At 45.3% G+C, this 26751-nt stretch carries 28 protein-coding genes and 1 pseudogene; 8 read left to right on the top strand and 21 right to left on the bottom strand.

Features of this window, described 5'->3' with window-relative positions:
- The first annotated feature begins 113 nt into the window (after positions 1-113).
- Positions 114-323 (top strand): hypothetical protein, encoded by a 210-nt coding sequence (locus tag SOHN41_RS14575; protein ID WP_037459281.1) that lies wholly within the window; start codon positions 114-116, stop codon positions 321-323.
- 56 nt (positions 324-379) lie between these two features.
- Positions 380-1120 carry a DUF4875 domain-containing protein gene (locus SOHN41_RS14580; RefSeq protein WP_007650384.1) on the top strand — a complete coding sequence of 247 codons (741 nt, stop codon included), beginning with the start codon at positions 380-382 and terminating at the stop codon, positions 1118-1120.
- Positions 1121-1148: 28 nt separating this feature from the next.
- On the opposite strand, the gene SOHN41_RS14585 is transcribed toward SOHN41_RS14580, so the two are convergent.
- From SOHN41_RS14585 to SOHN41_RS14610, 6 genes are all read right to left on the bottom strand, one after another.
- On the bottom strand, positions 1149-1370 hold the full coding sequence (locus tag SOHN41_RS14585) for a hypothetical protein (RefSeq protein WP_007650386.1): 222 nt from the start codon (positions 1368-1370) through the stop codon (positions 1149-1151).
- A 97-nt stretch (positions 1371-1467) separates the two neighbouring features.
- Positions 1468-2211 (bottom strand): hypothetical protein, encoded by a 744-nt coding sequence (locus tag SOHN41_RS14590; RefSeq protein ID WP_007650389.1) that lies wholly within the window; start codon positions 2209-2211, stop codon positions 1468-1470.
- A gap of 50 nt (positions 2212-2261) precedes the next feature.
- Positions 2262-2639 carry a hypothetical protein gene (locus SOHN41_RS14595; protein ID WP_037459283.1) on the bottom strand — a complete coding sequence of 126 codons (378 nt, stop codon included), beginning with the start codon at positions 2637-2639 and terminating at the stop codon, positions 2262-2264.
- Positions 2640-2779: 140 nt separating this feature from the next.
- Positions 2780-3382 (bottom strand): hypothetical protein, encoded by a 603-nt coding sequence (locus tag SOHN41_RS20170; RefSeq protein WP_007650398.1) that lies wholly within the window; start codon positions 3380-3382, stop codon positions 2780-2782.
- A 380-nt stretch (positions 3383-3762) separates the two neighbouring features.
- The gene (locus SOHN41_RS20115) at positions 3763-4392 is read right to left on the bottom strand and encodes a hypothetical protein (protein WP_037459285.1); all 630 of its coding nucleotides are present in this window, start codon (positions 4390-4392) and stop codon (positions 3763-3765) included.
- Positions 4393-4498: 106 nt separating this feature from the next.
- Complete coding sequence (locus SOHN41_RS14610) at positions 4499-4888, bottom strand: hypothetical protein (protein WP_007650400.1); 390 nt, start codon at positions 4886-4888, stop codon at positions 4499-4501.
- Positions 4889-5036: 148 nt separating this feature from the next.
- On the opposite strand from SOHN41_RS14610, the pseudogene SOHN41_RS19890 reads away from it, so the two are divergent.
- A pseudogene (locus tag SOHN41_RS19890) lies at positions 5037-5676 on the top strand (hypothetical protein).
- Between the two features lie 76 nt (positions 5677-5752).
- Here SOHN41_RS19890 and SOHN41_RS14620 read toward each other — a convergent pair.
- Entirely contained in the window at positions 5753-6397 is a 645-nt protein-coding gene (locus tag SOHN41_RS14620) for a hypothetical protein (RefSeq protein ID WP_037459290.1), read from the bottom strand.
- A gap of 115 nt (positions 6398-6512) precedes the next feature.
- The gene (locus SOHN41_RS14625; protein WP_007650405.1) at positions 6513-6839 is read right to left on the bottom strand and encodes a hypothetical protein; all 327 of its coding nucleotides are present in this window, start codon (positions 6837-6839) and stop codon (positions 6513-6515) included.
- 364 nt (positions 6840-7203) lie between these two features.
- Between SOHN41_RS14625 and SOHN41_RS20530 the strand changes: the two genes are divergently transcribed.
- Positions 7204-7338, top strand: a complete 135-nt coding sequence (locus tag SOHN41_RS20530) for a hypothetical protein (RefSeq protein WP_007650407.1) — start codon at positions 7204-7206, stop codon at positions 7336-7338.
- Between the two features lie 457 nt (positions 7339-7795).
- On the opposite strand, the gene SOHN41_RS14630 is transcribed toward SOHN41_RS20530, so the two are convergent.
- Together SOHN41_RS14630 and SOHN41_RS14635 are read right to left on the bottom strand one after the other, a co-directional pair.
- Entirely contained in the window at positions 7796-8470 is a 675-nt protein-coding gene (locus SOHN41_RS14630) for a Fe2+-dependent dioxygenase (protein ID WP_007650409.1), read from the bottom strand.
- Between the two features lie 75 nt (positions 8471-8545).
- Entirely contained in the window at positions 8546-10741 is a 2196-nt protein-coding gene (locus tag SOHN41_RS14635; RefSeq protein WP_007650411.1) for a TonB-dependent receptor, read from the bottom strand.
- A 569-nt stretch (positions 10742-11310) separates the two neighbouring features.
- On the opposite strand from SOHN41_RS14635, the gene SOHN41_RS14640 reads away from it, so the two are divergent.
- On the top strand, positions 11311-11775 hold the full coding sequence (locus tag SOHN41_RS14640) for a chemotaxis protein CheX (RefSeq protein WP_007650413.1): 465 nt from the start codon (positions 11311-11313) through the stop codon (positions 11773-11775).
- Positions 11776-11956: 181 nt separating this feature from the next.
- On the opposite strand, the gene alr is transcribed toward SOHN41_RS14640, so the two are convergent.
- Together alr and dnaB are read right to left on the bottom strand one after the other, a co-directional pair.
- The gene (gene alr, locus SOHN41_RS14645) at positions 11957-13033 is read right to left on the bottom strand and encodes an alanine racemase (RefSeq protein WP_007650415.1); all 1077 of its coding nucleotides are present in this window, start codon (positions 13031-13033) and stop codon (positions 11957-11959) included.
- Positions 13034-13117: 84 nt separating this feature from the next.
- On the bottom strand, positions 13118-14524 hold the full coding sequence (gene dnaB / locus SOHN41_RS14650; protein ID WP_007650417.1) for a replicative DNA helicase: 1407 nt from the start codon (positions 14522-14524) through the stop codon (positions 13118-13120).
- 125 nt (positions 14525-14649) lie between these two features.
- Between dnaB and SOHN41_RS14655 the strand changes: the two genes are divergently transcribed.
- On the top strand, positions 14650-16848 hold the full coding sequence (locus SOHN41_RS14655; protein WP_007650419.1) for a S46 family peptidase: 2199 nt from the start codon (positions 14650-14652) through the stop codon (positions 16846-16848).
- Between the two features lie 241 nt (positions 16849-17089).
- Here the strand turns inward: SOHN41_RS14655 and rplI are convergent, their stop codons facing one another.
- The 4 genes from rplI to rpsF are packed head-to-tail and all read right to left on the bottom strand — an operon-like array spanning position 17090 to position 18531.
- Positions 17090-17542 carry a 50S ribosomal protein L9 gene (rplI, locus tag SOHN41_RS14660; protein WP_007650422.1) on the bottom strand — a complete coding sequence of 151 codons (453 nt, stop codon included), beginning with the start codon at positions 17540-17542 and terminating at the stop codon, positions 17090-17092.
- A 40-nt stretch (positions 17543-17582) separates the two neighbouring features.
- Positions 17583-17810, bottom strand: coding sequence for a 30S ribosomal protein S18 (gene rpsR / locus SOHN41_RS14665; protein ID WP_006083042.1), 228 nt, complete (start codon positions 17808-17810; stop codon positions 17583-17585).
- A gap of 11 nt (positions 17811-17821) precedes the next feature.
- Positions 17822-18127, bottom strand: coding sequence for a primosomal replication protein N (priB, locus tag SOHN41_RS14670; protein WP_037459292.1), 306 nt, complete (start codon positions 18125-18127; stop codon positions 17822-17824).
- An 8-nt stretch (positions 18128-18135) separates the two neighbouring features.
- The gene (gene rpsF / locus SOHN41_RS14675; protein ID WP_007650444.1) at positions 18136-18531 is read right to left on the bottom strand and encodes a 30S ribosomal protein S6; all 396 of its coding nucleotides are present in this window, start codon (positions 18529-18531) and stop codon (positions 18136-18138) included.
- A 213-nt stretch (positions 18532-18744) separates the two neighbouring features.
- Here rpsF and SOHN41_RS14680 point away from each other — a divergent pair, with 213 nt between their 5' ends.
- On the top strand, positions 18745-19488 hold the full coding sequence (locus SOHN41_RS14680) for a DUF481 domain-containing protein (protein WP_007650445.1): 744 nt from the start codon (positions 18745-18747) through the stop codon (positions 19486-19488).
- 181 nt (positions 19489-19669) lie between these two features.
- A complete protein-coding gene (locus SOHN41_RS14685) occupies positions 19670-21112 on the top strand; it encodes an MFS transporter (RefSeq protein ID WP_007650446.1) in 1443 nt (480 codons plus the stop codon).
- 75 nt (positions 21113-21187) lie between these two features.
- On the opposite strand, the gene rlmB is transcribed toward SOHN41_RS14685, so the two are convergent.
- The 5 genes from rlmB to SOHN41_RS14710 all read right to left on the bottom strand — a co-directional run bounded on the left by rlmB (position 21188) and on the right by SOHN41_RS14710 (position 26701).
- Complete coding sequence (rlmB, locus tag SOHN41_RS14690; protein ID WP_007650447.1) at positions 21188-21928, bottom strand: 23S rRNA (guanosine(2251)-2'-O)-methyltransferase RlmB; 741 nt, start codon at positions 21926-21928, stop codon at positions 21188-21190.
- Positions 21929-24343: a ribonuclease R gene (gene rnr, locus SOHN41_RS14695; protein ID WP_007650448.1), complete on the bottom strand. Its 2415-nt coding sequence runs from the start codon at positions 24341-24343 to the stop codon at positions 21929-21931.
- Between the two features lie 39 nt (positions 24344-24382).
- Complete coding sequence (motX, locus tag SOHN41_RS14700; RefSeq protein WP_007650450.1) at positions 24383-25039, bottom strand: flagellar protein MotX; 657 nt, start codon at positions 25037-25039, stop codon at positions 24383-24385.
- 111 nt (positions 25040-25150) lie between these two features.
- Complete coding sequence (locus SOHN41_RS14705) at positions 25151-26446, bottom strand: adenylosuccinate synthase (RefSeq protein ID WP_007650452.1); 1296 nt, start codon at positions 26444-26446, stop codon at positions 25151-25153.
- 66 nt (positions 26447-26512) lie between these two features.
- A complete protein-coding gene (locus SOHN41_RS14710) occupies positions 26513-26701 on the bottom strand; it encodes a DUF2065 domain-containing protein (protein ID WP_007650454.1) in 189 nt (62 codons plus the stop codon).
- Positions 26702-26751 lie beyond the last annotated feature (50 nt).

Consider the following 26751-nt stretch of genomic DNA (forward strand, 5'->3'; position numbering starts at 1 on the left):
AATCCCGTTGAGTTCGTTTTGGTTGTTGATTTCATTACACTCTCCAAATAAAGATTGAAAAGTGTCAACGCTATTTAGGACGGGTCAAAGTAGTAATTAAAAGGAATTAATGGATGAGATGGATATCAGCTTGCTTAATGTTGTGTTTATTTGCCCCCGCCACCTTCGCCAATGAAGATGCCAGTGAACCCAATGTAAAAAAGAGCAAAAACGATATTTGCCACGACAAATCCAGCCGCTCTTATAAACGCACTAAAAACTATACCCCATACGAAACCATCAAAGAATGCTTAGCAAGCGGTGGCCGCTTACCTAAAAAGTAAATAGCCCCAGAGCATATAAGCACCACTTTGATTTAAATATAAAAGGAAATAAACGAATGGATACCGTTCTAGCATTATTATTTTTAGCATCATCAGCTATTTGTGTGATTGGATTACTTAAACCCTCTTGGGCAGGCAAAGCAACTCGCGGACAAGTTTTTAAATTCTATGGTCTTGGTGCCGCAGTTTTCTTGTTTCTCTTTGCCTTATTTATGGATCCTGTTAAGCAATCTCCTGATATTGCAGCAGTGTCAGCAGAACAAATATCTACGGCTAAAGCAGCGATAGGACAGACTTCAACAGTGACTAAGCCTGTTGCACATGAGTATCAAATAATCGACAAGAATGACACCAGCTTTGCAGGCAGAAAGCGCCTGCGCTGGATAATTATATCTCCGTCCGCCCTGTCTCAAATTGACAGAGCCGAAACTGCAAAAGTCGCCGCCATGGATCTTCAGAAGCAAACAGGTGCAGACTTAGCTCAAATATGGCTTGAGGTTGCATCATTCACTGCTGGTCAGGGAAGTCAGTTGGCAATGGCTACATACATACCAGATGGTTGCGGAAACAGTGGCAAAGACTGCGATGGAAAGAATTGGAATGTTAGTGCTTCAGGCGTGCAATTAACCGATGAGCAAATGGCTATTTGGAAAGCATGGCGTGAGAATCGTGAACAATTTATGCCTGATGGTTATGTAGATGAGGAACGTCTCAAAGAGTTTCTAGCCACTAAATTTGACACCACGCCAGATAAGATCACTCTACCTTGGATTGAGCGTGACGATATAGCTCAGTAGTCATCAGATTTAAATTAGCTTAATTACATCAGAAGAATGCTTTCATAGGCGGTCCTTTACCAGATGGATTCCAGAGTTCCGCACGCATTGCCGCCAGCACTTTCGCGTGGCTTGAGCCCGTGAGTTTGAACACCACAAAGTCTTTGTATTGTGCGATGAATACATTCCCATAGATCTTGATACACGACTTGCCAAACATCTGGCCAACACTAATACCTTCTTCGTCGCCAAGACGTTCAACTAGTCTCATGTACTAGTCAACTGCTCTGGACATTGCACGCCTCTCGCTTCAGGTGCCTTACGCCACTCATCACACGTGCGTTTCGCACGTCGCGTGCATGGGCCTGTTATGTTGCTGTTAGCCAGTTCTCATATATCAACGATGCAATGAGCGAGGCTACAACACCGAGCGCGAGTGCGGAAAGGATGGAAATACCGATGGACACCAGAGTATGCTCTCTAACGAAACCTGTGAGTCGATCGATGAGCGGCTTCTGAACTCGGTGGAGTTCGCTTTGAACAACCGCGAGCAACTCATTCGAGACCTTGGCTTGCTTGAGCAGTGAACAGCACTGGTCACATACGCATGGTCGATGAAGCGAATGAACGACATCCACTTTGTTTGCATTCATGTCGAAGAGGCATCCGCGCGTCTCATCATGAGCGTAGCTTGTTATTTCAGACGCTGGAGGAATTCGCTCTCCGTAGCGCCTGTAGATCAAAACTGCTGCATACAGCACTCTTAGCGCCAAATTCTTTAAAGGGAGTCCGTGGAAGCGGACGATCTGATCCATCTCATAGAAAGTAAAGACGACGCGATTATCCGAGAGCCGGCGAAGGTACCAGTTGTTCTCGAGTTTCACCTTCACAAAGATAATGAGAAACGCACACGTAGGATCCCTTCGAACCCCTGCTTCGAATTGATCGTCAGTGAACTCCCAGTCATTTCCCTTTGCGTGGTCATCCAGCTGAAAACTTTCGATCTCCGGCTTCACGACAAATGCCTTGGATCGCCAGGTGGCGAGTTCGCGCGGATCGAAATCTGGTAGCGGCTGGCCGAGAATGGCTATCTGTATTATTGGTTTTGACATCAGTTCTTCCCTGTTACATAACTTGTGGAGAACGGCAGTTGTTAAGTGCTTTAATTTGCTAAAAAAATGGCAACTGCAACGCCTAATATTGCGATAATAATTGAAAATACACTCAGCCTATTGCCTAGATTCCACTGGGATGATTTTTTAGTGATTTTTGCATAAGCTTTAAAGTCATTAAATTTTAGAGTGTCTTGTGCCTCAATAGATAAATTTAATTTTCCGACGATCTCATATTTTGTGCCATGCCCAGTATGATTAATAACGTATGGTTTTTGTGATTGAGAACTAAGAATTCCCTTCTTTCGCATTTCCAATGCAAGGTCGCAAGAATATTCAAACTCGGAATCCGTTGAGAAACTCTCTCTTTTGATGAATTGTTTATTACTCAAAAAACGAATTAGATTAAATTCACTCTCAGTGTACATATATGCTCAATAATTTATCACTTAACGCCGCATTAAGTGGTGAACAACGCCACCATCCAACCTAAAGCATTGTGCTGTAAACACTAAAGCAGATTCAAACTGAAAATGCCAAGTGTTAAGAATCACTCTTAAATGCTTTGTTAATTTTTAATTGTGTGCAGTTCTGATGGCGCTGAAATGCTGTAGATTACAAGACCTGCAACTAGCAATGCGATAATTACACCAATTACAGCCACCCTTTTTGAGTTAACAAATGACGGCTCACCAATCTTAACTCGCTCCCACTCTTCTTTTAACGTCAACTGAGCAAAGTCACGAATGCTATCAACCATTGCAACTGACTCATACCACTTCCCATTATTTGCGAGTTTTTTTGATTGCACAAGACTCTTACGTAAATCCTTTTGGTGTTTACTTTTATCATCTGGATTTAAGCGCATCATGATATTCGAATAGGCAATAGCGAGTACTTTATGCTCTTCTTTAGTCTCCACCGAACGAGCTAACACATCCACGGAATCTCCATGCTTCTGCTTCATAGCCCAATATATTTCTTCTGTTGAGACCAAAGCAGAAATGTACTTAGAAATATCATCCCGCAGTGCATCAATCCAGTTCTGTCGTAATTGGGATATTTGCTGCTCCTTGGTTAACACTAAACTTAGAAATGAGAATGCACCTGCAATAAGTGCAGCAATAACAACACCTATTGGTACAAGCACATTAACCGGAATTTCACTCATAACTTTCCTTAAAAACTAACGTCTTAGTATTTGTGCGCTGCACTGTTTGCAGGGTATAAATCGCTTATTAGACTTGCCGCTGCCACATCCGTGTAAATGGGTATGAATGATGCTATAGGAATTTGCTTTTTTGCGGTAGCGGTTTTTATACAGTTTGATGGGCAATCACTTGATATCGTTTTAGCTTTCTCTAGGTGAGGAATTATCCCTAGGAGTAAGTGTGGAGCAGCGGATCACTTTAGGCTCCGCGCAGCGGCTTAGTTCAACGCCTTGTTAAGGTGTGAGGCACGCAATACCGAAGCCTCCGCATGCCACCTTAACTACTAAAACCAACGCATAGTAAAAATGCCACGCGTGCCGAATCACTCTTGAACAATTTGTTAGCTCAAATAGTGTCGCAGAGCTTCCATACCCGAAGAGTCGCTCCACCGCCCAGATTTTGAAGAAGGATGATATTCATAAAACACGCTAAAATTAAATTCTTTCCACGCAAATTCAGTTGCCTTACGCAACTGACCTTGTAACTTCGTTACTTCTTCAAAAAAGCATTGTGCGATGACCCCGCAAACCACTATTTTAGCTTTCTGTGAAATTTGTATACTTGCATAAAGTCGCGATTCAAAACTATCTAAGGCGTTTAAACCAATCTCGCTACGCAAGATGTCTTTTATTTGATTTTTCTGACGTTGAACCAAAGGATCGTAAATAGTTTGGATACGAAAAAATTCAACTAGTTTTAGTGGCAATTTCTCACCTGCATAACACGTACTTTGTAGAGGAATTCGAGAGCAATTAAGTATAGAGAGTTGGGTTGGAAGTGGAGCCCTGTTTTTTATTAGTTCACCAAGTGGTTGCTCGCAGTTAAATATGACTTTGCTCATATTCACGCCAGTTTCTCCCGCAGCAGGGTATCCAACGTTGAGCTCTTGAGTATGGGGAGATTCTAGAATGAAAATCACATCGCTATTCGGATGTGATAAATCTTCGATTTGAAATTTCTTTAAATTCAAATATAACACCTAGTTCTTTGTGAGCTAACGCTGCCAGCAGCGGTCGAAAAGCCGCGTAGCGGATTTGAGGTCCAGCCCACGAAGTGGGCGTTGCTGACTGGCCTTGTTATGCTTTTTCAATTTCTTTCAACGACTTTTCAGACATATTGAAAAGCGCATTTGGACTATTTTCATCTATCTTGTACTTAAAACCCGAGTGAACTGCCGCTGCTATAAACACGCCATTGGTAATATAGCCAATTTTCTTCTCAGCCAAGTCCTTCAAACCGTAACTGCTGCGCTTTGAATTGATATTTTTTATTTGCTTTACCTGACTTAACCACTCAACAGTCTTATTGAATGCTTCTGTGCTCTTTAATAAATCAGCCTGACTTTTTGAGAATTCATCGGATTTTTCTTTTTGTGAAAGCCCACGACCCTTTTTGTAAATACCGATACCAAAATCTGTCAACTCAGGGATAAGATCTATCACTGCTTGAATCTGTTCTTTGCTCATATTCACTTACCTCAATTAAAACCCGCTTCAGGCATAACGCCCGCGTCTAGCGAATCCCCAGATAAATTCGATGGGATTCAAATAAGTAGACACGCATGATGCTGTTTGATCTAATCAATTTCGCCAAAAACCTAATAGATCCAACATCATGCGTGATATCGACATATTACACAATTTACTCAAAAAACAATGCCCTCAAATACACCTTAATTCTCTGATGGTTGATACTGAGTCTTTACTCGATGGCAATCAACTCTCGTTAACTCAGTTAGTACGGAACATAACAGGTAACGTTGCACCAAAACACAATATTAAGCGCATTGACCGACTGCTCGAAAATCCACATACCGCTAAACATAAGTCCTCTATTTATCAATGACATACACAGTATCCGCGACGCATTTTCTATGAATTAAGAGTGATGCCCATTATTCTTGTGGATTGGTCTGATATGCGCGAACAACTGTAAATGATGACCTTACAGTCCGCAATATGGCATGGGCTTCAGACAAAGCTGCAGCCGTTGTCCAAAGCGATATGATGTATTGCTGCTCATCGCTATGCTGGCTGAAATCGTGTTGTGGTGTATTGGGTTAGCGGCACAACACCTTGGATGGCAGCGATACTTTTAAGCCAATACCGTGAGAAAGCGTGCAGTGCTATCAATTGTTAGACTTGGAAAGGAAGTCTGCAAAAGAGACAAATATCCGGTAAAGGAGACCATTTTTCGCTGGGCATTAATCAAATATTTAAACTTAGTTCATGACGCTAGAAAACCCCAATTATGAGGGGATCCCCAGCACCAAAATAACCGATTATTAAGACTTAGCTATAATTGTGAGCGAAGCGAAACTGAGCCAAGCTTTATTCGTCCGCGTTGATTTTTTTGTTAAATTTTTTGCGTGCGTAATAAGTTTCAACTCCAAATAATAAAGCTAATGTTATCAAACAAAATAATAGTTTCTTCAATGATAAATCGCGGTAATCATTTTTACCTTGAATAAAATCAACTAGATCAATACAAATGAAACTTATAGATAAAGTAGCTAGAGCGATTATTAATATCACATTGAAAAATTCATGTGCAATTTCAAATCCTGACTCTTTTACTTTTGCCGTTTGATCCCAACCAATATTACCTACCACAACACCCACTACTAAAAATAGTACTTCCAATATAGTAGAAATCTTAAAGTCATTTAGTTTTACATACCCAGACAGCCAAGTATCTGAACAAACTCCCTCAACTAGTCCACAATCTGGGTGTCGAAATGTACTCAACGCCTCTAATGTTGACTTAAGATCGTAATATGAAAGCCAAATCAACGAAAATGAACTGCAAAGGAAGAAAGTTAAATAAACCTTCGACAGAGTGTTTTTTGTTTTTTTCGATAACTTACTGGTTTTATTATCAAATTTAGTATCGAAGTTCTTAAATCGAGAAATTGGGGAAACGTATGCTAATAAAGCTTTAAATACGTAAATTACTGGGTTTTCTGGTTGATTCATATACATCCTAACTCAAAAAATAAACACCTACTTAAGCGGAAAAATAAATTTGACTATAATATGAAATGAGTGAAATAACCAACTGTACTTTTCCCGTTTGAAGTTCTTTTTATATTTACTTTTCTCGATACTGAATGCTATTAAGTATGTATGCTACAACTAAATTTAAGCCACCGTCGTCGATACAAAGTTTACGCCCATGGTCAATCACGTTAGCAAAACCTTGCCACTCATCAATTAATTCAATTTTTTGGTCTTCATTTAAAAGACTAGAATCAAAACCGTTCTTTAATCGAGACTCTAATAAATGAAATATTTCACCTGTTTCAAGTGCAGAATAACATTTATCTAAAGTAAGATCGGTATACTTTCCCGATCCTGCGGCACCATTGATATAAAAAGCAAGAAAAGTTAATTGTGAAATTTTGATAGTTGAGTCCATATGCGATTCTCCATGTAAATATAACATTTCATTAGTGCCATGCGCGTTCACCTCATCAGAACAGTGAAAACGCGCATAGTTAACTATCTGTATTGCAAAGAACTTATCAGCTTTTCATCAAATACACTATATGGAAAACGCGCATCCGCGTTTTCCAAACCTATTAACTCAAACCATCAACAACTAACTTGTTGATAATTAATGTAATATTTAATAAAGCATAAGTGTAAACGCGCAAAAAAAATTTTTACGGCCTTTCTTAAACTTAACGATTTTCAAATAATACTGTATATAAACAGTGCCATAGGAATTGCTATCATGATGTGAAAGCCGATTTTTAAGCGACGTTCAAGAAGAAATACGCATGCGCTGCAGTATCAGAACGGAAGAAGTGACACAGACATTTAAGCTTGAAAATATTTGTGGACTTATCACCTTGCGGGACACTAGCGAGTTGCTGAGTCTTGATGAATGGGAAGATGCTTGGCTCAGCCTATAATCTAAATTTGTTTAACTATATTTGAAATCTAACTGACCTAAACCTAACGGGGCCCCAATCATTTAACGGCGCCCAATTGATAACAAAACAAATCACTAATCCCCCACATGGCTCCCATACTCGCTTACAGCCCGCTGAAAACAACAAAATCAGTCCAATCGAGCATAGGTGCAATGGAGAAGGTACGGTCGAGCTGTAGACCATCATTAAGATTATTTTTCAACACGTTACTATCGACTCAAGTAATTAAAATTTGCCTGTATGTTGTCGCTTAGAGGGATAAAGCGCCTTAATTTAAGCCGCAGGTTAGCAATGCACACCGCAAGCATAAAAATGGAAAAACAGTAAACGAGCTAACGTTTACTGTTTTATTGCCCCTCAGAGCTGGCGGGATTATACCCTAAACCGCCTGCTTTGGGGAGATTAAGCTAGGATTAAGCCTGACTCGGAGCCAAAGCTATAGCTCGCTCCAACGTCTGAGCAAGTTATGGTAAACCCCGGTGAGATTAAACAGCTCTTGTTCTGGCGTGGCCTGCGCCGTCAAAGATTGAATCGATTGATCGAGTTGAAATAACAAACGGCGTTGCCCCTCATCGCGCACCATGCTCTGCAACCACATAAAAGCAGAGGTACGCTCCCCCGAGGTGACAGGGGTAACTTGATGCAAGCTTGTCGAGGGATACAACACCAAAGAGCCCGCCGCCAGCTTAATACTTTGCTGACCATAGGTATCTTGGATCACCAGCTCACCACCTTGGTAAGTGTCTGGTTCGCTCAAGAACAAGGTCGCAGACAGATCGGTGCGAACCATACCATCGCTGGTCGAGCGAATCGCATTATCAATATGATAGCCAAAGGTTTCTCCGCCTTGATAACGATTAAACAAGGGGGGATAAAACTGTAATGGCAGCGCCGCCGACACAAATACAGGATGGGCCAAGAGGCGCGCCATGATCAGCTCACCGATGCGAAGCCCCACGGGATCGTCTTTGTCTAACTGCTGATTACGTTTGCGGGTACTCGCCATCACGCCCGAAGTCTGGTTGCCATCAATCCAAGTGCGGGCATCGAGCTCTTCCCTTAGCTGATTGACTTCTTGTTTAGAAAAAACATTCGGAATTTCAATAAGCATTTCAAAATCCTATTGGAATAGCATAAACATCAAAGGCAGCCCTAGGGCTGCCATTCAGATCTCGATTAATACTGCTTAGAAGTGCATATCGGCACTTAACATTACTAAGCGTCCAGGTGCCATATTGGCAAAATGCGCGGTGTAAGCTTTATCGTAATAACGCTCATCCGTCAGATTTTGCACGTTCAGGCGTAAGGTTAAGAATTCACTCATCTTATAGGATGAGGTCAAATCAAAACGCCAGTAGGACGGAATCGACAACGTATTGGCCGTATTACCATAGACTTTGCCCATATAGTAGGCACCCGTACCGACAGTGAACTCCTCTGTCACATCGTAGGTGGTGAATAAACTTAAGCTATTTTTAGCGGTATTAGGGAAGCGATTGCCATTGAGTGCCTGGTTATAGCCATTGCTTTCCAACGTCGCGTCCAAGTAGGTATAGCCACCAAAACCGTGCCAATGCTCAGTAACGTCACCGGAGAAGCCGAGTTCAAAACCCTTCACCTTTTGCTCGCCGACGTTTTCCTGCGGCGAATTACGATCGCCAGAGGTCGCGACCCGAGCGTTGTTTTTCTCGATTTGGAATACAGAGCCATTAAGGGATAAACGCCCCGCAAAGAAGTCCCACTTAGTGCCTAACTCATAGCTTTCGGTATCTTCTGGCTCTAAATCGGCGTTGGTACTGCCGAGGCGGTCTGCACCATCGCCATTAGAGGTACCTGGCGGATTAGATGAGGTGCCCCAAGCGGCATAAATACTGCCGTTTTCAGCAGGCTTATAAAGTAGCGACAATTGGTAGTTGAAGAAGTCAGTGTCATTGCTAAATTGAGAAGTGGAGTTCTCAGCGCTGGTGCTGTAATCATCCCAACGGATCCCCGCATTCACCATCCACGCTTCGGTTAATTCAATGGTGTTAAAGGCATAAATAGAGCGAGTATCGGTTTCAGTCACAGTCGCATTAGTACCGAGTGTGATGGTACCCACCCAAGGATCGTGGGGATTTGGATTATCCAGCAGCGTACAGTTGTAGTTGTCCAGCATTGCCTGATTACAACCCGCGTTGCGACCATTGCCCGTATCGACCGTATAACTTAAGTTGCTGGTACGTTCGTTACTTAATTCGGTGCCCACTGCAAAGCGGTTAGTGAACCCGGCCAATTTTGCTTCGCCCGAGAGTTGCAGTTGAGTGGCTAAGGTCTTAGTGACCGAATGGCGAGACTTAGTGTTACGCCAGACATAACCATTAGCCACGTTGCCCGTCGTGTCGTCCGGGTTAGTCACAATATAGTAATTACTGTTACGGCTATAGATGGAGGTCGACGTAAACTGCATATCGTTGTTAAAGTCATGGCTGATCAACACTGAGGCCGTATCATCCATAGTGTCGCGAAAATCCCGCGACAACAAACCGTAGAAGTTGTCGGGGTCGACATCCGCAGGTTGACCCGTAGCCTGATCATAGGGAATACCATAGTCAGGGATGTCATGATTTTCGAAGTGGTAATACTCGAGGGTCACTTTCGTTGGCGTGGTTAAACCAAAGGTTACCGAGGGTGCCACGCCCCAACGATTGCCCGTCACTTCATCACGCCCTGGCGTATCGGCATCATGGGCCATCATGTTGACACGGAGCGCTGCCTCATCGGCAATCACATGGTTAACATCTACACTGGCGCGTTTTAGCGAATCCGTCCCCACGGTAACGTCGGCATTAATAAAATCTTCGGACTGGGCTTTTTTGGTCACAATATTGATGCTACCGCCAACGGCGCCACGACCGTTGTACACTGAGCTTGGGCCCTTCAGGACTTCGATTTGTTCAATGTTAAAGGTTTCACGGCTTTGTGAGCCCACATTACGCATGCCATTGATAAAGGTTGAAGATTGGGCATCGTAACCACGGATAAAAGGTCTATCGCCATAAGGATTGCCCCCTTCGCCAGTACCTAGAGTAATACCTGGGGTTGCACGCAGCGCATCGGTAAAACTCTGAGCGCCCATATCTTTGATCAAGTCTTGATTGATCACTGTAACGGTTTTGGCGGTGTTGAGCAGATCTTCGGTAAATTTACCCGATTGTACCTTACGGCTGTTATAGCCTAAGTACTCACCATTCACTTCAATATGTTCTACTTTTTTATCAACGACTTGTGACTGTGGTTCCGTTGCCATTGCAGGGGCAGCAGAAACCGCCATTCCTATCGTTAGCGAACCTAAAACATGGGCACCAAGCGTGATTCGGCCATTGCGGCGTTTTGCAAATTTCATTAAAAGCATTCCTGTTGCGGAGTAAACTCTGTAACAGATGTCCCCCATCTGTTAATCGCCGCTAATATATGTAAAACACAAATCGCAATCAATAATTATTATCATTTGCATTATAATTTAATGTAAATCACACTATGGAACACAAATGTGCGCCGAGTCTCATTGTCGATTAGAGATACGGACGTCTTATCTCGAATGTCACTTAAGATTTTGAAAATAAGATAGATTAATTTTATAAACATGCAGAAAATTCTAGAATGTTCCCGCATCAGGTCATCTTTCCCATGCAAAATCGATAAACTCACAGGTAAGAAAAAAACTCAGGTAGGCAAAACCAAGTACACGCAAACGGAAGTAAAAGTGCCTAAAATGGCACTATCGAACGATGTGGTCTCAAACGGTCTTCACGGATAAATAATAATAAAATCGTGAAATTAACCTCACATTTCCATTTGTGTCATCTAAGCTGATAGAGTGTGACTAAGATTGCTGTGGTCCAGCGACTTTTCGTCTAACCTTAATGACATGGTGACCATAAGGCTTAAGTTCATAAGAGGAAACACTAAAGCATGAACGTCAATTTTATTAACCCCTTCCTGCAATCGCTGCTCAATGTCATTTCGACTATGGCAAGTATGGACCTCACGCCGGGCAAACCCCAAGTCAAGACCGACAACTTAGCCAAGGGCGATGTGTCAGGGTTAATTGGTATGGTTGGGCCGCAGACCAAGGGCTCATTATCCATCACCTTTGAGCAAAAACTTGTCCTGCAAATCATGCAAAATATGCTGGGTGAGAACCCAGGTAAAATAAATGAAGAAGTCACAGATCTCGTTGGCGAAATCACCAACATGGTCACAGGTGGCGCAAAAAATCTTTTAGGCCAAAAGGGCTACGAGTTTGAAATGGCGACGCCGATGGTCGTCTCCGGTAAGGGGCATACTATTTCCCATAAAGCGAATGGTACAAAAATCATCATGCCATTCACTAGTCCTCATGGTACCGCCTTTATTGAAATCTGCTTTGAGAATTAATCCGTTATCCGTAGTTAACCCTTAGCATTCTCTTCATGTCGCTCTGCAAGCTTGATTATTGCCCTTAAGGACTTCAATAACCAAGTGCAGAACGGCTAGCTCATATCCGCTTAATCATCAGTTGCTTGGCCCATAAAAAAACGGCGCTAATGCACCGTTTTCTTGTACCCAGAATGATGGCTTATGCTAGGCAAACCGCGACCCTTGGGGTAAGTTTAGTCACTAACTCATAGGCGATAGTGCCAATATGCTCGGCCACTTCCTCTACCGGTAAGGCTGCGCCCCAGAGCAGCGCCTCATCGCCAACTTGATCCGTCGCATCCGCCCCTAAATCAACGGTCAACATGTCCATAGATACTCGGCCAACAATCGGCACTCGGCGGCCATTGACCCACACGGGCGTGCCTTCCGGTGCATTGCGGGGATAGCCATCACCATAACCAATAGCGACAACCCCTAGACGAGTATCTTGTTTCGCCGTCCAAAAACAGCCATAACCTACGGGTTGATCCGCTTTATGATCACGCACGGCAATAAGACGTGAGACTAAATTCATCGCAGGAATGAGCCCATGATTTGCACCACAATCACCAGTAACGGGAGACACCCCATAAAGCGCAATCCCAGGACGGATCCAATCTCCTTGGCTTTTAGGCCAAAAAAGCGCTCCCGCCGAATTGGCAAGAGTTCTAAAACCCGGTAAATCTGCGCTTAAGGCATTAAAGGCCGCTATTTGCACCTCAGTGTACGAGTTTTCAGGCTCATCGGCACAGGCAAAATGAGTCATCAGATGAATGGGTTTAGCCACATTAGCACACGCCATCAACCGAGCATAAACCGTAGAAAATTGCTCAGGCGTCACACCTAATCTATGCATACCTGAATCGACTTTAAGCCACACAGTGACAGGCTTAGCCAAAGTCACCTGTTCTAACATCTCGATTTGCGATTCATGGTGCACTACGGTATCAATATCGTGGGCAACCAGTAAGGGTAAATCGGTGCCACGAAAAAAACCCTCGAGCAACAACAGACGCGCCTTAACGCCACCAGCACGCAATTCCAAGGCTTCTTCTAAACGGGCCAAACCAAAGCCATCGGCGCTGACGAGGCAGTTGGCGACGTTCAGTAATCCATGACCATAACCATTGGCCTTAACAACAGCCATCACTTGGCTTGCACTTGCCTGCTGACGCAGCACAGCCAAGTTATTTTGCAGTGCACTACTGCTAATTTCTGCACGGGGAAAAGGTTTCAAAATTTACCTTGCTTACTCAGGAAATAAAGAGCCTGAGAAATAAAAAGAATACATAAGCTTTGCTTATCTTCTATCGCCACACACTTAATCTTCTTCAAACTGCGGACCAGCATAATTATCGAAGCGAGAATACTGACCTTGGAAAGTTAAGCGCACCCGGCCGATTGGGCCGTTACGCTGTTTACCAATAATGATTTCGGCGGTGCCTTTGTCTGGAGAATCGTTGTTATACACTTCATCACGGTAAATAAACATGATGAGATCCGCATCCTGCTCGATAGATCCCGATTCACGTAAGTCTGAGTTGACAGGACGTTTATCGGCCCGTTGTTCGAGCGAGCGGTTAAGCTGGGACAGTGCGATCACAGGGATCTCAAGCTCTTTGGCTAGGGCCTTAAGCGAGCGCGAAATTTCGGCAATCTCAAGGGTACGATTATCGGATAACGCGGGTACTTGCATCAATTGCAGGTAGTCGACCATGATCATCGACAGGCCACCATATTCACGGGCGATACGGCGTGCACGGCTACGCACTTCGGTCGGAGTGAGCCCCGAGCCATCGTCGATATACATTTTGCCCTGCTCGAGCATGATACCCATGGTCGATGACACCCGTGCCCAATCCTCATCATCAAGCTGGCCAGTACGAATTTTAGTCTGGTCGACGCGGCCTAAGGAGGCCAACATACGCATCATAATTTGTTCCGAGGGCATCTCGAGACTAAAAATAAGCACAGGCTTGTCTTCATTCATCGCCGCCTGTTCACAGAGGTTCATCGCAAAGGTCGTTTTACCCATAGATGGACGGGCAGCCACGATAATCAGGTCTCCGGATTGGAAGCCTGCCGTCATTTTATCCAGATCGCTAAAACCACTCGACACCCCAGTCACCCCATTATGCGGGTTGTTATAGAGCTGTTCTATCTTATCAACGGTTTTTTCAAGAATGGTTTTAATGCCTTCTGGACCTTCGTTGGCATTGGTACGTTGCTCGGCAATTTTAAATACTTTACTTTCAGCCAGATCGAGCAAGGCACTCGAGTCTCGACCTTCGGGATTGTAGCCCGCATCGGCAATTTCATGGGCCACACGGATCATCTCGCGCACAACTGCCCGTTCACGGACAATTTCAGCATAGGAGACAATATTGCCGGCACTGGGAGTATTCTTAGCAATTTCACCTAAGTAGGCAAAACCGCCTGCTTCTTCAAGCTGATTTTCAAGCTCAAGTTGTTCAGAGACGGTAATCAAATCGATGGGCTGACTGGTTTCCACTAGGCGGTGCATCGCCGCGAAGATCATCCGATGCGAGCGCGAGTAAAAATCTTCTTTTACCACGGTTTCAGCTACTTTATCCCAAGCGTCGGCGTCTAACATTAGGCCGCCTAATACCGATTGTTCAGCCTCAATAGAATGTGGTGGCAGCTTGAGTCCATCGAGCTGCAAATCCCTTGGCTTACTTTTAGGCTTAAAAGCACCTTGTTGTGACATTAACACTCCCGATTTCCAACAACTTAACAAAATATGATATAAAACCCGTGTCAAGCAAACGGGTGGTTTACACTCGCCTGTTATCCTGTTTCAACGGACACTCTAACAATCAATAAGGAAAGAACATGCGTATTGCATTGGTTGCGGCCTTAGTTTTGACATCCGGCATAGTGAATGCCGACGAAGGACAATGGCAACCTTATCAAATGCCTTCAATTGCAGACAAACTCAGTGAACGCGGAATCGATATTCCTGCAGAAAAACTGGCCGATCTTACAAGCTATCCAATGAACGCCGTCGTAGGGCTGGGCTATTGTACCGCCAGTTTTGTCTCCCCCCAAGGGCTAGTTGTAACAAACCATCATTGTGCCTATAAGGCGATACAATATAACACTAAGAAAGAACATAACTATCTAGAACAAGGCTTTTTAGCAACATCAATGGACAAGGAACCCTCAGCCGGTCCTAACGAGCGTTTATACATCACCGAAGCCGTCACCAATGTGACTAGCGACGTGACTAAAGACTTGAGCCAAGATCCCCTCAGCCGTTATGAAGAAATTGAAAGCCACAGTAAAGCCTTGATCAAAAACTGTGAGGCCGATGCCAACTACCGCTGTAATGTCCGCAGCTTCCATAACGGCCTAGAATACTACTTAATCAAGCAGTTGATGATCCGCGATGTGCGCTTAGTGTATGCACCACCCGAAAGTGTTGGCGCCTACGGTGGCGATATCGATAATTATGAATATCCACGCCATTCCGGTGATTTTGCCTTCCTGCGCGCCTATGTGGGGAAAGATGGTAAACCTGCGGCCTACAGCGACGATAACATTCCTTACAAGCCAAAGAGTTACCTTAAGGTCAATGCCGATGGTGTAAAGGCCGGCGATGGCGTATTTGTCGCAGGCTACCCTGGTACCACCAGCCGTTATAATCTCACTAGCGAACTTAAATTTGCCAGTGATTGGCTCTACCCAACCCAGGCAAAACGTTATCAATTACAAATTGATACTATCGAAGCTATGGGGCAGGAAGATGCCGATATCGCCATTAAATATGCAGGCAATATGGCGTCGATGGCCAATCGGATGAAGAAACTCAACGGTCTGCTGGCTGGCTTTAAAGCCACGGATATTGTAGGCATAAAACAAAACCGTGAGGATAATTTTTTAGCTTGGCTTAAACAAAATCCTAAGCTAAATCAAAACCTCATTCCTGAGTTAGAAGTGTTACTTGCCGAGCAACAACATGCATTTCAAACCAATTATTATTTCACCAACGCCCAATCGAGCACACTGTTAACAGCGGCCAATAACCTCTATCGCCTCGCTAAGGAAAAACAAAAGAGCGATGCTGAACGTGAAAGCGGTTACCAAGAGCGCGACGTGGCCATGTTTAGCTCCCGTCTAAAACGTATCGATTCTAGCTTTCATATTAATGTCGATAAAACCCTATGGTTACAGGATTTAACGGCATATCTTTCCCAGACTAATCGTGTAGCAGCTCTTGACGATGCACTGGATCTAAACAATAAAGATGCAGATCTCGCGGCTAAGCTTGATGGCCTTTACTCACTGACAACACTCACGGACCAAGCTAAACGCCTAGCTTGGATGAATGCCGACGCGAGCGCCTTTGAAACCAGCTCCGATCCTTTTATTCGTTTAGCAGTCGCTTTGTACGACACTAATATGGCCGAGGAAAAAGCGAAAAAAATAGTGGATGGTAAATTGTCTACTGCGCGTCCCGCCTACATGGCAGCCGTTATCGACTACTACAAAGCCAACAACTGGCCAGTCTATCCCGATGCCAACGGTACGCTGCGTATCAGCTATGGTATGGTCGATGGTTATCAGTCCCGCGATGCGCTCTACAAACAGCCCTTTACTCGCCTCGATGGCATAGTGGCCAAACACACGGGTGTTGAACCCTATAATGCCCCCCAAAAACTGCTCGATGCGATTCACGAGCAACGGGTTGGCGATCACTTAGTCAAATCCGTCTATCAAGATCCCCGTAGTTGGATTTGCAGACTCTTCTCTTGCTTAGATAAGCCTGAAGAATTTAACTCTGTACCGGTTAACTTCTTATCCAGCGTCGATACCACGGGGGGGAACTCAGGTTCACCCGTCTTTAACGGCAAAGGAGAATTGGTGGGCCTTAACTTCGACTCCACCTATGAAGCCATCACTAAGGATTGGTTTTTCAACCCCACCATCACCCGCGCAGTTCACGTGGATATCCGCTACATTTTATGGATGATGGATCAAGTCGATCATGCAGATAATCTTATCCAAGAGTTGGATTTAGTGAGAAATTAATACTCTGAACCCAATAAGTTGCTCTATACCAAAGCCGCCCACTGTTATGCAGTGGGCGTTTTTTATTTGGACTGGTATTTTAGAATCGAGTGCGCTTTGGGATGAAATGTGTACAGATATCGCTCACCGCATGCATTCCCTTTCAAGCCAATGTCAAACGATACCATGGCGACAACACGCTGAAGTTCACCCATAAAAAACACCGCCGAAGCGGTGTTTTTTAGTTTAAAGCAGTTGGTAATTAAGCTTCTGCAACAACAGATACTTTAACAACAGCTTTAACTTCAGTGTGTAACTGAACTTCAACTTCGAAGTCGCCAGTAGTACGCAGAGCGCCTAATGGTAAACGAACTTCTGATTTAGCCAGCTCAACACCAGCAGCAGTGACTGCATCAGCGATGTCACGGTTGCCAACTGAACCAAACAGTTTGCCTTCATCACCGGCTTTAGAAGCGATAACAACCGCTTCCAGTGCAGTGATTTTTTCAGCACGTAGGTTAGCAGCAGCTAATTCAGCAGCTAATTTAGCTTCTAATTCAGCGCGACGAGCTTCAAATACTTTAACGTTGCTTTCGTTAGCAACAACAGCCTTACCTTGTGGTAGCAGGTAGTTACGAGCGTAACCAGCCTTAACTACAACTTGGTCACCCAAGTTACCTAGGTTAGCGATTTTATCAAGCAGAATAACGTTCATTATCAAATCCTCTATATTCGATTAGGAATTAATACTGCAATTACTGATGTAAATCAGTGTATGGCAGTAGAGAAAGATAACGAGCACGCTTGATAGCGCGAGCTAGTTGGCGCTGATATTTAGCACTAGTACCAGTGATACGGCTTGGAACGATCTTGCCGCTTTCAGTGATGTAGTTCTTTAAAGTAACGATATCTTTGTAATCAATTTCTGCAACACCTTCAGCGGTGAAACGGCAGAACTTGCGACGACGGAAATAACGTGCCATGTGACAGTCTCCTAAGTTTTCAATTCGACATTTTCGGCATGGATAACTAAGCGATTTTGACCATTTCTACCCTGTTGAAGGGTCATAAAGCCTTGCACTTGCACTTCCACACCTGCTTTCAGATTGTCTGCGACGCTTTCAAAGCGCGGGCCACTCATTATCACTTGTATTTGTACGTAGACGTTGCGGAGCATTTCGGCTTCATAACGCTGCGACTTGTGTTCCAACATAATCACACTGTGTGCGATCCCTGCTGGGCTTTTAAAGCGTCTGGAACGGGTTATGGTTCCGGACAACACCAAGCTATTGGTGGTCACAGATAAACTTACTCACCGATTTCTTCAGCGTGAGCTTCATCGTATGAGCGTTCGCCAGCTGGGCCACGACGTGAATCGCGCTCATCTCTAGCTTTAGCCATTGGAGATGCTTCGGTGATGGCACCTTTAGTACGCATTACCATGTTACGCAGAACTGCGTCGTTGAAACGGAAAGCTGTTTCTAGCTCTTCGATCGTCTCTGCAGGTGCTTCAACGTTCATCAGAACGTAGTGAGCTTTATGCAGATCTTGGATTGGGTAAGCCAGTTGACGACGACCCCAATCTTCTAAACGGTGGATTGTGCCGTTAGCTTCGGTGATAACACCTGTGTAACGCTCAATCATACCTGGTACTTGTTCACTTTGATCTGGGTGAACCATAAATACGATTTCGTAATGACGCATTTATTGCTCCTTACGGTTATGTAGCCTCGTTATTGGCTCAGTCAGACCAAATGGAGGCAAGGAACGAAAAATAGTGACTGATTTGAGCGCGAGATAGTACAGAAAGCAAGCCAGAAACTCAAGCAATAACTTTGCCTCGAGTGTCAATACAGGTATGATGACGCCTCACCCACATTCGGACCTCTAAGATCAGCCAACCAAGAATAAAATACAATGCTAAAAGTTATCGCTCCAGTTAGTTTATTTTGCCTATCTTTTCCGGCAGTTGCGCTAGTTCCACCCGATTATCAGGAACCGCCCAGCGATTTTACTGCGGAAGTCGAAGCAGGCTTGCAACTGAATACGGGCAATACCGAGTCCAGCAGTTTTAATGGTCGAACCCAACTGATTTACGATACTAAGCAAACCAAACAAGAAGCCACACTCAAGGCTTACTTTGCGTCTGAAAAAAGTCAAACCACATCAGAAAAATATGAACTGCAGTTGCAGACCAACTATAAGCTCTCCAAGGGGTATATCTTTGGCCGCGGTGATTTCACTTGGGATCAGTTTGGCAGTTACACTAAAATATCTACAATCTCAAGTGGTTACGGTTTCAACGCCATCAGTAGTTATAAAACCAAGCTCAGTCTCGAGATCGGCCCAGGTTATAGATACAACCTGCCAGCAGAGTCGGTGACAGAACCTGATCCTAGGGCTGAAAAGGACATCATTTTACGTACAGCGGCTAAGTTTTCTCAGAAGCTGCAAGAATACAGCAGTCTCAATGCCGATCTCACCGCCGAGGCGGGTAAGAATAACAACACCCTCACGTTAGATATGAACTATAAGAATCTGGTGTTTCAAGACTGGGCATTTAAGATAGGTATGAACATTAAATATACCGAAATCGTACCAGAAGGTAGTCAGCAGACAGACACTATCACCACATTCAACTTGCTCTATACCTTTAGATAAGTAAGCTGCAAAGTAGCTTGGCTGAAACAACAATTCCTCTCAGCCAAATCCTATTTCAGCACAATTTAGTGACTCACTCATAAAAACGATAACTTAATCAATAAATACCAACAATTTGCAACACTGAATAAACACTAACTCCTGATATACTCACCTCGAGTAATCTTACAAGGAGTCGTTAATGGCAAACCCGCTACGCACTTTCGCCTCTCTCTATAGCACGACCCTATTAACTGTGCTGGCAGGCGGCTTACTGACAACCTATTTGGGTCTCAGACTCTCGGTCATCAATGTGCCTCAGCTCTGGATTGGGGCCATGATGTCAGCCTACTATGTTGGCCTTGTGGCGGGTTCCAAGATCGGCCATAGACTTATCGCCCAAGTTGGCCATATTCGAGCCTTTGTTGCCAGCGCCGGGATTGTCGCCGCTTCCGCCTTAGGTCATGCCCTTGTCGATCAATTAGCGATATGGATATTACTCCGACTTATCGTCGGTATGGGCATGATGTGCCAATATATGGTGCTCGAAAGCTGGTTGAATGAACAAGCGGAGAGCAGCCAACGTGGCACAGTATTCGCCAGCTATATGATAGTCTCCTATTTTGGGTTGATCTTAGGCCAGGGTGCTATCAGTATTTACCCCGAACTAGGCTTAGAACCATTACTACTGATCGCTATCTGTTTTGCCCTGTGTATCGTCCCCATTTCATTAACACGTCGCATTCACCCAGCTCCATTAGTACCTGCCCCGTTGAAAATTGCTCACTACTGGCGAAAAGCACCGCAGGCACTGACTACCATCGCCATTGGTAGCATGATAGTGGGCTCCTTTTATGGTTTGGCACCCGCCTATGCGAGTAACTTAGGGTTACCGCCGGAGAAAGTCGCCACCTATATGACGGCAACCATTTTAGCAGGTCTGCTGGCACAATGGCCGATGGGGAAATTATCCGATATCATGTCCCGCAGCCGCCTGATCCGCATTAACTGCGTGCTCCTTGGGATCTTAGCCTTAGGCATAGCACTCACGCCCTATCATCCCGTATTGTCACTGGTGATGACTTTTCTGTTCGGGATCCTCGGCTTTACCTTCTACCCACTGGCAACAGCACTCGCCAACTCCCGTGTCGAGCAAAATGAAAGGGTCGGCCTGTCGGCAACGATATTACTCACCTTCGGCCTAGGTGCCAGTATCGGCCCACTTATTGCCTCAACCCTAATGCAATGGCTCGGCAATAGCATGCTCTACGGCTTTATGTCGGTCTGTACCTTAGTGCTCTTTTCACGGTTACGCTATCTGCATTCACAGCAAAAGGCCGAAACCAATGTGACCCAAGACTATATGATGGCCACGGGGGACTTAGTGTCATCGCCCCTTGCGGCAGCACTCGACCCACGCGTTGATGTCGAATCGATTCAGGAGCAAATGACTCCCTCACCAATGGAAGAGGAAGAAGATTTAGGTGCCGATGCGCTTAATGATGACTTCGTTGAACATGATGAGGAGCAACTCACTTTCGACTTTGATTTAGTATCGAGTGACACGTTAACCCCGCAAGACAACTTAATGCTCCAGGGGGAAGATACTATTCTTGAGCCAGATAGCCGCAAGCAAACCGCTTAAGTCGAACCAGGGCAAACGGACATAAAAAAGACGGGATCGCCCGTCTTTTTTATCGTTATTGATGAAACGCGCAAACTAGCTGCGGCGTTGGCGTACCGCTTCAAATAAACAAATACCCGTCGCTACAGATACGTTCAAACTCGACACACTGCCCGCCATCGGGATGGAAATCAGCGAATCACAGGATTCGCGGCTTAAACGGCGCAGTCCTTTATCTTCGGCACCCATCGCAATCGCCAGCGGCCCCTTAAGATCGGCTTGATATAACTCACAATCCGCTTCGCCCGCCGTACCCACGATCCAAATACCTTTTTCCTGTAGGTGGCGCATAGTGCGCGCAAGGTTGGTCACTTGGAATAAGGGCACAGTTTCGGCTGCGCCACAGGCCACTTTACTCACGGTAGCAGTTAAACCAACGGAGTTATCCTTAGGGACGATAATCCCCTGTACACCCGCCGCGTCGGCATTACGTAGGCAAGCACCTAAGTTATGGGGATCGGTAACACCATCTAAAATCAGTAAAAAGGGTAATTCTGTTTTAGCCAATAAATCGTCTAAATCATGCTCACTCAATACCTTAGCCGCTTTTACACGTGCAACTATGCCTTGGTGTTGGCTGCTTTCTGCCTTGTCGTCTAACGCTTTACGGGAAGCCACTTGAATCGTCGTGCCAAAGGCTTTGGCCTGATTAGCCAATACAGTTAAACGTTCGTCATCACGGCCCTGCAATAACCACAGCTCAATAATCCGCTCAGGGCTATGCTTTAACAGGGCCTCAACTGCGTGGATCCCAAAAATAATATCTTGTTTTTTCATTTATTTCTTTCTCGTGCTCCGCTTGGCGGCCTTAGGCTTTTTAGCCGGACTTTTTACATCTTTCTTTGCTTTAGTACCCACTTTGGGTTTGGCCTTGGCGGAACTGGTTTTCGATTTCACCGCCCCAGCTTTAGTCGCCTTCGCCAACTTAGCGCCTTCACGATTGACTCGCTCACGGGCCGTCAACGGCTTATCTCGGCTGGCAGATGCTTTACGCTTGCCGCCCTTAGCGCTATCTCCAATCATCATCAGATCGATTTGCCTATCGTCCAGATTTACCGCGGCGACTTTTACTGTCACAGGATCGCCAACCTGATAGATCTGCCCCGTATTCTCACCGATAAGACGCTGGCGCATAGGGTCAAATTGATAATAATCGCTCCCTAGGCTTGAAATGTGCACTAAGCCATCGATAAATAGCTCATTTAAACGCACAAATAGACCGAAATTGGTCACTGAGGCGATCACAGCGTCAAAGGTATCGCCGACGTGATCCTGCATAAACTCGCACTTGAGCCAATCGCTCACATCGCGAGTCGCTTCATCGGCACGGCGCTCTGTGGTCGAACACTCTTCACCTAATTGATCGAGTTCATCGAGTTGATAGTGATAACCACCATCCTGCGTCCACTTCTCAGTGGCTTCGCCTCTTTCTTTCGCCAGTAAATAACGGATCACTCTGTGTAAAACTAAATCCGGATAACGGCGAATTGGCGAGGTAAAATGTGCATATTCTTCTAAGGCTAGACCGAAGTGACCTTCATTATCCGGCGTGTAAATCGCTTGGCGCATAGAGCGCAGCAACATCACTTGAATAAGCTCCGCATCGGGACGATCGGCGATTTGCAACATGACGTTCTGATAATCCGATGGCGTAGGTTCGAGACCACCGGTCATTGTCAAACCGCGTTCAGCCAGGAACTCTTTGAAGTTCGCCAATTTTTGCTCAGATGGCGCTTCGTGAACACGGTACAGCACTTCACCTTTGTGTTTCTTAACAAACTTGGCCGCAGAAACGTTAGCCAAAATCATACATTCTTCAATAATTTTATGGGCTTGATTACGACCACGCGGCACGATTTTTTCAATCTTGCGCTGCTCATTGAAAATGAACTGCGTTTCCATGGTTTCAAACGCAATCGCACCACGCTCGGCTCTTTGCTCATCGAGCGCTAAATACAATGACTGTAAACACTGTAAGTGCGGGAACAAGGCTTCATGCTCAGACGCAATCGGCCCGCCTTCCAACATGGCTGCCACTTGGGTATAGGTAAAACGTGCGTGCGAGTGCATCACCGCCGGGTAAAACTTGTAACCCGATAACTTGCCTTTTGCAGACACAGTCATCTCGGCAACCATACATAAGCGGTCAACGTGGGGATTGAGCGAACAAAGGCCGTTGGAGATCTTTTCCGGCAGCATAGGGATCACTTGCGACGGAAAATACACTGAGTTACCACGGGCACGCGCTTCAGTATCTAAAGCAGAATCGGTACGCACATAGTAACTCACATCTGCAATCGCAACCCATAAACGCCAGCCGCCGCTGGGTTTGACTTCGGCGTAAACCGCATCGTCAAAATCGCGGGCATCTTCCCCATCGATAGTCACTAATGGCAGATGACGCAGGTCAACACGGCCGACTTTATCGGCTTCGACGACTTCATCGGGAATGCGGCGCAGTTTCTTCTCGATCACGGCTGACCAAGTATGGGGTAAATCATAGTTGCGCAGGGCAATTTCAATTTCCATCCCCGGCGCCATTTGTTTACCGAGTACTTCGGTAACTTTACCCGCGGCTTTAACAAAACGCCCAGGACGACGGGTTAACTCCACCACCACAACATCACCTTGACGGGCACCGTTGCGGTCTTCATTGGCGACTAAAATCTCTTGGGTAATTCGCTTATCATCGGCAATGACAAATGCCATACCGCTATCGACATGATAACGGCCAACAATCGCGGCGCTTCGCGGCTGAATAAGTCGTACGATACGTGCTTCACGGCGGCCTTTGCGGTCCATGCCGGCCTTTTGAGCTAGCACTTTATCGCCGTGAAAATACATCAGCATATCGCGGTTAGAGATAAATAAATCATCGCCACCTTCGTCGGGTTTGAAAAAACCGAAGCCTTCTCTATGCCCAAGGACTGTGCCGGAAATAAGATCCATCTTCTCGGGTAAGCCATAGCTCTGTCCGCGAGTGAATACCAGTTCGCCATCGCGCTCCATCGCCCGTAAGCGACGGCGCAGGGCTTCAAGCTGCTCTTCCTCGTGGATGTTTAACGCCGCGGCAATGCTGTCACGGGTGATAGGTGATTTCTGAGAACGTAAGTAATCAATAATATACTCACGGCTTGGGATAGGGTTTTCGTACTTATCCTGTTCACGCTCAAAATGAGGGTCTTTAATCATTCAATATCCAAATAATGTGTCCCTGTTTTCAGAGACATCTTAATGGGTTCGCAACTGAGCTTGCTGGGCCCGCGCCACTGCACTTGGGGGCATTTTAGCTGCTAACACCTGCAATAAAGACAAGGCTTTATTCTTAGTTGCCTCATCCGCAAAAACATCGTTATATAACCAGTGATAGGCCATCTCATAATCCCGGGGACTACCATAACCTTCACCGAATAAACGCACTAACATCATACGAGCGGGTAAGCTGCCACCCGCAGCGGCCGGCAGTAAATAGCTAACTGCACGGTCTTTATTACGAATAACAAATTTACCACTCTGGTAATACTCGGCAAGTTTTACCAGCGCCTCAGGGCTGCCTTGCTCGGCCGAGTCCCGTAGCAAGTTCATCCCCTTCTCGGGATTTGCCTTCACGCAGGCCCCATGATTAAGCATTTCGCCCCACAGGAACTGATATAGCGGCTGTTTCAATACTTCGGCACGCGCCTCTATGTCTTGGACTAGCTGGCAGTCATCACGCTTCACTTTAGCTAAGTATTGATTGCTATTGATCAACTCAAGCAGCTGAGCTTGACTGTAAATATCCACAGCCTGTGTTTCTGCAAAACACATTGAAGATACTAAGGGCAGTAGTGCAACTAATGCTGTACGTAGCATAACGACTCTCAATGACAATAGGGTGAATACTTGCATCGGCAGTATAACCTATTTCTTGAGCTTGAGCTGAATATCTAACCACAGAAACAAACAGAGAAAGGCATAAAGAAGCGGAGAAAAAGGCCGTGAAACACGGCCTTTTTAGTCTTAATTGAACGGACTCACTAAAATCATGGTCTCGTTACGATCAGGACCCGTAGAGATAATATCGATAGGCGTTTCTAGCAAGACTTCAATACGCTTGATGTAATTGATCGCAGCCTGTGGCAATTGATCAATCGATGTCGCCCCAAAAGTTGACTCGCTCCAACCCGGCATAGTTTCATAAACAGGTGTAACCTGCTCATAACCTTCGGCAGCTAGTGGAGTGACTTTCGAAATTGTGCCATCAGGGTGTTGATAACCAACACAAATCTTCACTTCTTTCAGACCATCGAGTACGTCTAACTTAGTCAAGCAAAAACCACTGACGCTGTTAATTTGTACCGCACGGCGCATTGCCACTGCATCCAACCAACCTGGACGACGTTTACGCCCCGTGGTCGCACCAAACTCATGGCCTTTAGTACCTAAATGATCGCCCACTTCACATAAGAGTTCAGTCGGGAAAGGACCCGCACCCACGCGAGTGGTGTACGCCTTCATGATACCTAGGACATAGTCTAAGTGACGTGGACCAAAACCGCTACCCGTCGCAACACCACCAGCGGTGGTATTTGAAGAGGTTACGAAGGGATATGTTCCGTGGTCGATGTCAAGCAGAGTACCTTGCGCGCCTTCGAACAGTATTGGCTCACCGGCTTTACGGGCAGTATCCAAGAGTTCAGTCACGTCAACACACATGCTCTTCAGATAATCGGCCATAGCCAATGCATCTGCTAGCGTTTGTTCGTAATCTACGGCTTCAACCTGATAATACTCTGTCAGCATAAAGTTATGATATTTCATCACTTCTTTCAGCTTTTCAGCAAATAGCTCAGCATTAAACAGATCACCAACACGTAAACCACGGCGGGAAATTTTGTCTTCATACGCAGGACCAATACCACGGCCAGTTGTACCAATCGCTTTATTACCGCGGGCTTTTTCACGGGCGATATCGAGGGCACAGTGGAAAGGTAGGATCAGCGGGCATGCTTCAGAAATCAGCAGACGCTCCTCAACGGGAATGCCGCGATCTTTGAGCATGTTGATCTCTTTCATCAGGGCGTCGGGGGCAAGCACCACACCGTTACCAATAATGCATTTCACATTATTGCGTAAAATACCCGATGGGATCAGATGAAGTACGGTTTTGTCGCCATTGATAACTAAAGTATGACCAGCATTGTGGCCACCTTGGTAGCGAACTACATATTTTGCCTGTTCTGTTAGAAGGTCGACAATCTTACCTTTTCCTTCGTCACCCCATTGAGTGCCGAGAACAACTACGTTTTTGCCCATTGTTTGCTGCAAGGTTGTGGTTAAAAAAGAATTCTAACAGATTTTAAAGGCCAAGTGGTAAGGCATTTATGAAAAAATAATCAAAATAACGGCCCCAGCCGTGACTAAAGCGCCGCCTATTCTGCGCAAAACTTGCTGATTTTGATTAGAAAGTTCATTCAGATAACGACGCCATTTATTGGGGAACAACAGCGGGCCTATTCCCTCTAGAATCAACACCAATGCAATCGCCAGCATAAATAATTGAAATGTCATCTTCCCCTCTCAGGTTCCACTTTATTTTCCAGATGATAGCTAAATTCAGC

The organism is Shewanella sp. HN-41 (assembly GCF_000217915.1).
Taxonomy (GTDB): Bacteria; Pseudomonadota; Gammaproteobacteria; order Enterobacterales; family Shewanellaceae; genus Shewanella.

What these genes read in the sequence shown, in the direction of transcription:
- SOHN41_RS14575 (WP_037459281.1), top strand. Translation starts at nt 114, where the DNA reads ATGAGATGGATATCAGCTTGCTTAATGTTGTGTTTATTTGCCCCCGCC.
- SOHN41_RS14580 (WP_007650384.1), top strand. Translation starts at nt 380, where the DNA reads ATGGATACCGTTCTAGCATTATTATTTTTAGCATCATCAGCTATTTGT.
- SOHN41_RS14585 (WP_007650386.1), bottom strand. Translation starts at nt 1,370, where the DNA reads ATGAGACTAGTTGAACGTCTTGGCGACGAAGAAGGTATTAGTGTTGGC.
- SOHN41_RS14590 (WP_007650389.1), bottom strand. Translation starts at nt 2,211, where the DNA reads ATGTCAAAACCAATAATACAGATAGCCATTCTCGGCCAGCCGCTACCA.
- SOHN41_RS14595 (WP_037459283.1), bottom strand. Translation starts at nt 2,639, where the DNA reads ATGTACACTGAGAGTGAATTTAATCTAATTCGTTTTTTGAGTAATAAA.
- SOHN41_RS20170 (WP_007650398.1), bottom strand. Translation starts at nt 3,382, where the DNA reads ATGAGTGAAATTCCGGTTAATGTGCTTGTACCAATAGGTGTTGTTATT.
- SOHN41_RS14610 (WP_007650400.1), bottom strand. Translation starts at nt 4,888, where the DNA reads ATGAGCAAAGAACAGATTCAAGCAGTGATAGATCTTATCCCTGAGTTG.
- SOHN41_RS14620 (WP_037459290.1), bottom strand. Translation starts at nt 6,397, where the DNA reads ATGAATCAACCAGAAAACCCAGTAATTTACGTATTTAAAGCTTTATTA.
- SOHN41_RS14625 (WP_007650405.1), bottom strand. Translation starts at nt 6,839, where the DNA reads ATGGACTCAACTATCAAAATTTCACAATTAACTTTTCTTGCTTTTTAT.
- SOHN41_RS20530 (WP_007650407.1), top strand. Translation starts at nt 7,204, where the DNA reads ATGCGCTGCAGTATCAGAACGGAAGAAGTGACACAGACATTTAAGCTT.
- SOHN41_RS14630 (WP_007650409.1), bottom strand. Translation starts at nt 8,470, where the DNA reads ATGCTTATTGAAATTCCGAATGTTTTTTCTAAACAAGAAGTCAATCAG.
- SOHN41_RS14635 (WP_007650411.1), bottom strand. Translation starts at nt 10,741, where the DNA reads ATGAAATTTGCAAAACGCCGCAATGGCCGAATCACGCTTGGTGCCCAT.
- SOHN41_RS14640 (WP_007650413.1), top strand. Translation starts at nt 11,311, where the DNA reads ATGAACGTCAATTTTATTAACCCCTTCCTGCAATCGCTGCTCAATGTC.
- dnaB (WP_007650417.1), bottom strand. Translation starts at nt 14,524, where the DNA reads ATGTCACAACAAGGTGCTTTTAAGCCTAAAAGTAAGCCAAGGGATTTG.
- SOHN41_RS14655 (WP_007650419.1), top strand. Translation starts at nt 14,650, where the DNA reads ATGCGTATTGCATTGGTTGCGGCCTTAGTTTTGACATCCGGCATAGTG.
- rplI (WP_007650422.1), bottom strand. Translation starts at nt 17,542, where the DNA reads ATGAACGTTATTCTGCTTGATAAAATCGCTAACCTAGGTAACTTGGGT.
- rpsR (WP_006083042.1), bottom strand. Translation starts at nt 17,810, where the DNA reads ATGGCACGTTATTTCCGTCGTCGCAAGTTCTGCCGTTTCACCGCTGAA.
- rpsF (WP_007650444.1), bottom strand. Translation starts at nt 18,531, where the DNA reads ATGCGTCATTACGAAATCGTATTTATGGTTCACCCAGATCAAAGTGAA.
- SOHN41_RS14680 (WP_007650445.1), top strand. Translation starts at nt 18,745, where the DNA reads ATGCTAAAAGTTATCGCTCCAGTTAGTTTATTTTGCCTATCTTTTCCG.
- SOHN41_RS14685 (WP_007650446.1), top strand. Translation starts at nt 19,670, where the DNA reads ATGGCAAACCCGCTACGCACTTTCGCCTCTCTCTATAGCACGACCCTA.
- rlmB (WP_007650447.1), bottom strand. Translation starts at nt 21,928, where the DNA reads ATGAAAAAACAAGATATTATTTTTGGGATCCACGCAGTTGAGGCCCTG.
- rnr (WP_007650448.1), bottom strand. Translation starts at nt 24,343, where the DNA reads ATGATTAAAGACCCTCATTTTGAGCGTGAACAGGATAAGTACGAAAAC.
- motX (WP_007650450.1), bottom strand. Translation starts at nt 25,039, where the DNA reads ATGCAAGTATTCACCCTATTGTCATTGAGAGTCGTTATGCTACGTACA.
- SOHN41_RS14705 (WP_007650452.1), bottom strand. Translation starts at nt 26,446, where the DNA reads ATGGGCAAAAACGTAGTTGTTCTCGGCACTCAATGGGGTGACGAAGGA.
- SOHN41_RS14710 (WP_007650454.1), bottom strand. Translation starts at nt 26,701, where the DNA reads ATGACATTTCAATTATTTATGCTGGCGATTGCATTGGTGTTGATTCTA.